Raw genomic sequence first — 6,686 nt, forward strand, 5'->3', positions numbered from 1 at the left:
GCCCCGAGTTGTGTACACAACATCGCCAGTGAAGGGACGGACCGGTCTGATGGCCGAGTTGAGTCGTAGGAAGTTCGTCACGCTGTCCGGCGCCACCGCGGCCGGCCTCGCCGTGGCCGGCGCCGACGTCCTGGGCACCGCCGCCCCGAGCGCCGCCGCCGGCACCACGCTCAGCACCACCGGCACCATCACCGACGTGCAGCACGTGGTGATCCTGATGCAGGAGAACCGGAGCTTCGACCACTACTTCGGCACCCTCAAGGGCGTCCGGGGCTTCGCCGACAAGGCCGCCATCCAGATCGCCGGCGGCTACAGCGTCTTCAACCAGCCGAACGGCCTGTTCGCCCGCCAGTTCCCGTGGGCCTTCAACCCCTCGGGCGCCAGCGGCTCCGCGGAGACCCAGGCGCAGTGCAACGGCGACCTCTCGCACGCCTGGTCCGACCAGCACAAGGCCTGGAACGGCGGCAAGATGGACTCCTGGGTGTCCGCCAAGGGCACCGTCCGCACCCTCGGCCACCTGCGGCGCGCCGACATCCCGTTCCACTACGCGCTGGCCGACAACTGGACCATCTGCGACGCCTACCACTGCTCGGTGCTCAGCGCGACCGGCCCCAACCGCACCTACCACTGGAGCGGGACGATCGACCCGGCCGGCACCGCGGGCGGCCCGGCCTACGACGGCGGCTCCGAGTCCAACCTGCGCTGGCAGACGTACGCCGAGGCGCTGGAGAACGCCGGCGTCAGCTGGAAGGTCTACCAGAACGCCGCCGACAACTTCGGCGACAACGCCCTCGCCTACTTCAGCCAGTTCACCGGCGCCGCGGCCGGCAGCCCGCTGGCCGTCAAGGGCATGGGTTCCGTCCCCAAGGTCACCGGCCGCACCCCGGACGACATCGCCGCCGCGATCCGTGCGGACGTGCAGAACGGCACCCTGCCGAAGGTCTCCTGGATCGTCGCCGACCAGCAGTCCTCCGAGCACCCCTACGCCACCCCCGAGGACGGCGCGCACTTCGTCCACCTGGTGATGGACGCGCTGAACGCGGACCCCGACGTGTTCAACTCCACCGTCCTGCTGCTCAACTACGACGAGAACGACGGCTTCTTCGACCACGTCCCGCCGCCGGCCGCGCCGGCCGGCACCGCGGGCGAGTTCTACAACTCCACCAACATCGGCCTCGGCTTCCGCGTCCCGCTGATCGCGATCTCCCCGTGGACCCGAGGCGGCTGGGTCAACTCCGAGACCTTCGACCACACCTCGGTGCTGCGCTTCCTGGAGGTGTGGACCGCCGCCCTCGGCGCGCCCGCCACCAGTCCCAACATCAGCGCCTGGCGCCGCCAGGTCTGCGGCGACCTCACCTCGGTCTTCGATTTCGCCAACCCGGTGTACGGCCTGCCCACGCTGCCCGACACCTCGCAGACCATCGGCCTGTCCACCTGCGGCCCGCTGCCCAACCCCTCGCCGAGCGACAACGCGCTGCCCGCCCAGGAGCCCGGCACCCGCCCCGCCCGCGCGCTGCCGTACCAGCCCAACGCCAACCTGGACCACTGGGACAGCAACGCCAGTGGGGTCATGCACGTCTGGGTGAAGATGTCGAACGACGGCGCCGCCCGGGCCGCGCACTTCGCCGCGTACGCCAACGCCTACCGCGGCGGCGGCCCGTGGCAGTACACGGTGGACTCCGGCAGCCCGGTCACCGACTTCTTCAACTGCGGCACCAACAACTTCGGCAACGGCAAGTACGACCTGACCGTGGTCGGCCCGAACCGGTTCCTGCGCCGGTTCACCGGCGACCTCACCAAGGCGGGCAAGAACGCCGCCGTCACCGCCTCGTACGCGGTCGAGCCGGGCAGCGGCAAGCTCGCCGTCTACTTCAGGATGGACAACTCCGGCACCTCGCCGATCACCTTCACCATCACCTCGAACAACTACCGCACGGACGGCCCCTGGACGTACCAGGTGCCGGCCGGCGGCAGTGCCAGCGACTTCTTCAACGCGGTCGCCCACAACAACGGCTGGTACGACTTCACCGTCACGGTCGACGTCGACGCCGGCTGGTCGCAGCGCTTCACCGGCCACCTGGAGACGGGTGAGCCCAGCGTCAGCGGCTGACCGTACGTGCACGTCCTAGCCGTACGGGCCCCCGGGGAACCACGGATCGTGGACCTCCCGGGGCCCGTCCGGCGTCAGCAGGGTGAAGCTGTGCACCCCCGCCGCGTACTCGGTGAGCTGGACGGCGCCGTAGCGGGTCTCCAGCTCGGCCTGCACCGGCACCGGCAGCTTGCTCAGCGCCCGGCGCAGCTGCAGCGCGTCCCGCCGGCTGACCGGGTGCGGGGCGCGCAGCACCAGTCGCAGCGGGCTGAGCGGCCCGGCCACCGGGAGGCCGGTGCCCAGCTCGTAGCCGACCGCGCCGATCGGGCCCCAGGGGAGCCGGTGGTCCGCGACCAGCCGGCCGACCTCCGGCAGGAGGGCCAGCGCCGGGATGCCGCCGACCCGGTCGGGGGCCAGTCGCGCCCGCCGTTCGGCCAGCTGCTCGGGCCGCAGTGTCCGGGCCACCGCGGCCCAGGGGGCCAGCGCGTCCAGCCGCTGCCCGGGGCGCGCGCCGCGCACCGTGACCGGCACCCAGTGCTCGGGCGCCGCCTCCGGGTCCCGGGTGCAGCGCTGCGGGCGGGGCGGGTCCGCCGGGGCGCCGACCTGTGCGGGCGCCCGGCCGACGGTCACCCAGGGGTGCGCCCGCAGCACCGCCCGCGCCCAGCCCGGCAGCTCACCGCCCGCCATCGGGCGCAGTGAGCCGGGGCACTGCATCAGCAGCAGGTCGTGGGTGCCGGGCAGCCGCCCGTCCAGCGCGGCCAGCGGGCCGACTCGCCGGCGCGGTCCGTCGTGCAGTTCCTCGGGGGAGTTCCTCACACCGCCACCCTCCGCCTCCGGCCCGCCCCCGGCTACGGCCCTTCGGCGCCTCCGCCAGGGACCAAAGGCTCAAGGTGCATCCGCGGGCCCCCGGTGTGAGAGTGGGGGCAGCCCGGAAGTTCCGCGGTTCCGTCCGCAGGAGGAGGAGTCATGGGCATCTTGGACAGGTTGTTCCACCGGCCGCCGCAGCACGAGTCCACCGGACCGGACGCCGCGGAGCGGGCCGCGCTCGCCCACGACGAGGCGGCCGACGCCTTCGGCGAGGACATCGAGCGGACCAGGGACGCCCAGGACCGGCTCGCCCAGGAGGAGGCCGACCGGCGCGCCGCCGAGAACATGACCGCCGAGGGCGATCCCTGGGACTGAGAACCGGTCCCCGGGACCGAGAACCGAACCCAGGGGCCGAGCACCGGACGTCACCGCGGCGGCAGCGGCGGGCGCCGCAGGTCCGGCCGCGGGGTGTCGGTGGGCGGGGGCGCCGCGGCCGGGGCGTCCTCCAGCAGCTCCATGGCCAGTTGGACGGCGGTGACCAGCTCCGGGTGGCGCCCCCGGGCCCAGTCCTGGGGGCTGCGCAGCACGTGCACGTCCGGTTCCACGCCCCGGTTCTCCACCGACCAGCCGAGCCCGCCGCTGAACCAGGAGGCGTTCTTCGGCACCGAGATCTGGGTGCCGTCGCCCAGGGTGTGCCGCCCGGTCATCCCGACCACCCCGCCCCAGGTGCGGTTGCCGATCACCGGGCCGAGGCCGAGCAGCTTGATCGCCGCGATGATCACGTCCCCGTCCGAGCTGGTCGCCTCGTCGGCGAGCGCCACCAGCGGGCCGCGCAGTGCGTGCCGGGGCCATCGGACGGGCTGGCGGTCCCGGCTGAAGTCCCAGGCGAGGACGCGCCGGGTGAGCTTCTCCAGGACGAGTTCGGAGACGTTGCCGCCGGCGTTGCCGCGCACGTCCAACACCAGTGCGGGCTTGTCGAGTTCGCGACGCAGGTCCCGGTTGAACTGGGCCCAGCCGGAGCCGCCGAGGTCCGGGATGTGCAGGTAGCCGCACCGGCCGTCGCTGAACTCCCGTACCAGGGAGCGCCGTTTGGCCACCCAGTCCTGGTAGCGGACGGCCCGTTCGTCGGTCAGCGGGGTGACGGCGATCCGCCGCACCGGGCCGTCCGGGCCGGTGCGCAGGGCGAGCTCGACGGTGGTGCCGCCGGTGCCGGCCAGCAGCGGCAGCGGTCCGCGCACCGGGTCCACCGGGCGGCCGCCGACCTCCAGCAGCTCGTCGCCGTCCCGGACGCCCCGGGCGGCCAGCGGGGCGCGGGCGCGCGGGTCGGAGGACTCCCCGGGCAGCACCCGGTCGACCAGCCAGCGGCCGTCGGGGGAGCGGTGGGCGTTGGCGCCGAGCAGGCCGAGCGGCTGCTGGGCGAGGGTGGGGCCCTCGGCGCGCCGGGAGGGGGTGACGTAGGCGTGCGAGGTGCCGAGTTCGCCGAGGAGTTCGCGCAGCAGGTCGGCGAAGTCGTCGGGTGAGCAGATCCGGTCCAGCAGCGGCTCGTACTGGGCGACCAGCGCGGGCCAGTCCAGTCCGGACATCCGCTCGTCCCAGAACTGGTCCCGGACGATCCGGGCCGCCTCGTGGTACGCCTGGCGCCACTCGGCGGCGGGGTGCACGGTGTGGGTGATCCGGCGCAGGTCGACGCCGGTCCCGGCGGAGGGGACGGCGACCGGGATCACCCGCAGAGTCCCGGCCGAGTAGACCGCGATCGAGCCGCCGTCGCCGGAGACGGCGTAGCCGTCCAGCTTGTCGACCAGCGTGCTGCGGGTGCCCCGGGCCAGGTCGAAGTGCTCCAGGGAGGGGCGGCCGGAGGTGTCGTCGGGGCTGGCGAAGGTCTGCCCGAGGGTGCCGGAGATCGGCCAGCGCAGCCAGACCAGGCCGCCGCGCACCGCGTCGGTGGCCGAGTACTTGGAGGCGATCACCGGGAACTGCAGCAGCCGCTCGCCGATGCCCTGGGGGTCGACCCGGACGGTGCCGTCGCCGCCGCCGTCCCCGCGCGGGGCGCCGTCCTCGACGGGTGCGGCGAACGGGGAGGGGGTGTCGGCGGTGAGCGGGACGAGGTACGGGCGGCAGCCGACCGGGAAGGAGAGGTCGCCGGTGTGCACGTCGTGGACGGGGTCGAAGCCGCGCCAGGACAGGAAGGCCAGGTAGCGGCCGTCCCGGGTGAACACCGGCTGCTCGTCCTCGAACCGGCCGTCGGTGACGTCGGTGATCGGCGCGGAGGCGTCGGTGCGGGTGAGCCGGATCCGACGCAGCGAGCGCCCGGCGGCCGGCTGGGACCAGGCGATCCAGTGCGAGTCGGGGGAGAACCGGGCGCTGGCGACGGGCCCGTAGTCGGAGCCGGCCAGTTCGCGGACCTCGCCGTCCGCGGCGGAGACCAGCAGCAGCCGCCCGTCCGAGGTGGTGACGGCGAGCCGGGCGCCGTCGGGGGCGGCGGAGAGCTCCAGGACCCGGCCGAGCCGGCCGGCGGCGAGCACCCGGCGGTGGTGCCGCTGCCCGGTGTCCTCGTGTCCGGGCAGCGGCACCACCTCGATCGCGTCGGCACCCTCGGCGTCGGTGATCCAGGCCGCCTCACCGGTGTGGCCGAGCAGCACGGGCAGCCGGGTGCGCACCCCGGGGGTGTCGGCGAGCGCGCGGGCCGGGCCGTCCTTGTGGGTGAGCCAGTACTGACTGCCGCGCACGGTGATCACCCCGGCCCGCCCGGTCTGGTCGCAGGCGAGGTCCTTGACCTGGGAGGCGGCGCCGACCTGGTACGGGCGGCGGCCGGCCCGGGCGCCGCCGAGCGGCACCTGCAGCCGGCGCGGGGCGGGGGCGTCCAGGCCGTCGAGCAGCCAGAGGTCGCCGGCGTGCTGGTAGACGATCCGGGTGCCGTCGGTGGCGGCCTCGCGGGCGTAGTAGGAGGCGTGGTCGGTGTGCCGGCGCAGGTCGGTGCCGTCCGGGCGGCAGGAGTAGAGGTTGCCGATGCCCTCGTGGTCGGAGAGGAAGGCGATCCGGTCGTCGACCGGCATGGGGGAGGCGAGGTGGCCGGTGTGCTCGGGCAGGATCTGTTCGCCGTCCACCCAGAGCCGGCCGACGGCGCCGCCGCGGTAGCGCTTCCAGGCGGCGGGTTCGTGCGGGGCGGAGCCGGTGAGCAGCACGGTGCGCCGCCGGCTCAGCTGGGCGTCGCCGACCGGGCCCCAGGGCATCCGGCGGCCGGGGGAGCCGTCGGGCGGCAGGGCGTGCGCCCAGGTGTAGTGGCCGAAGGGCTCGTGATAGGAGGTGACGGCCAGCACCTCACCGTCCGGCAGCCAGCCGCGCACCCGGGTGTCCTGGCTGCCCCAGTAGCTGAGCCGGTGGGCTTCGCCGCCCTCGGTCGGGGCGGTCCACACCTCGGGGGCCAGGCCGAGCCAGCTGGTCCAGGCGAGGGTGCGGCCGTCGGGGGAGAAGCGGGGGTGGCTGACCCGGGTGCGGTCGCAGCCGACCCGCCAGGCCCGGCCGGTGGTGGCGGCGCCGGGCTCCAGCGGGGCGATCCAGACGTCGTCCTCGGCGGTGAAGGCGAGCAGGTCGCCGTACAGGTGGGGGTAGCGGAGGTAGCCGGGCGGGGTCACTCCTCCATCCTTCGACGGGGTGTCACCCCCGGCAACCGGGGCACGCCGGGAGGGGGGAACGCCGGAACGCCGAGAGGCCCCTTGCTTTCGCAAGGGGCCTCTCGGCTGTCTGTGCGCCGCCAGGGACTCGAACCCCGGACCCGCTGATTAAGAGTCAG

4 protein-coding genes are annotated in these 6,686 nt (G+C 74.4%); 2 read left to right on the forward strand and 2 right to left on the reverse strand.

All coding sequences use genetic code 11. The features are described from left to right. Positions 1-49 precede the first annotated feature (49 nt). Entirely contained in the window at positions 50-2,110 is a 2,061-nt protein-coding gene (locus tag ACFWIS_RS16220) for a phosphocholine-specific phospholipase C (protein WP_380459763.1), read from the forward strand. A 15-nt stretch (positions 2,111-2,125) separates the two neighbouring features. Here ACFWIS_RS16220 and ACFWIS_RS16225 read toward each other — a convergent pair whose 3' ends face one another. Then, entirely contained in the window at positions 2,126-2,905 is a 780-nt protein-coding gene (locus ACFWIS_RS16225) for a phosphoribosyl-dephospho-CoA transferase MdcG domain-containing protein (protein ID WP_380459765.1), read from the reverse strand. 150 nt (positions 2,906-3,055) lie between these two features. Between ACFWIS_RS16225 and ACFWIS_RS16230 the strand changes: the two genes are divergently transcribed. After that, on the forward strand, positions 3,056-3,271 hold the full coding sequence (locus ACFWIS_RS16230) for a hypothetical protein (protein ID WP_380459767.1): 216 nt from the start codon (positions 3,056-3,058) through the stop codon (positions 3,269-3,271). 50 nt (positions 3,272-3,321) lie between these two features. Here the strand turns inward: ACFWIS_RS16230 and ACFWIS_RS16235 are convergent, their stop codons facing one another. Then, positions 3,322-6,528 (reverse strand): S41 family peptidase, encoded by a 3,207-nt coding sequence (locus ACFWIS_RS16235; protein ID WP_380523881.1) that lies wholly within the window; start codon positions 6,526-6,528, stop codon positions 3,322-3,324. Positions 6,529-6,686: the final 158 nt, after the last annotated feature.

Origin of the sequence: Kitasatospora sp. NPDC127060 (assembly GCF_042724935.1) — a bacterium.
GTDB lineage: Bacteria > Actinomycetota > Actinomycetes > Streptomycetales > Streptomycetaceae > Kitasatospora.

Coding starts and splice junctions, on each gene's coding strand:
- ACFWIS_RS16230 (WP_380459767.1), top strand. CDS start 3,056: ATGGGCATCTTGGACAGGTTGTTCCACCGGCCGCCGCAGCACGAGTCC.
- ACFWIS_RS16220 (WP_380459763.1), top strand. CDS start 50: ATGGCCGAGTTGAGTCGTAGGAAGTTCGTCACGCTGTCCGGCGCCACC.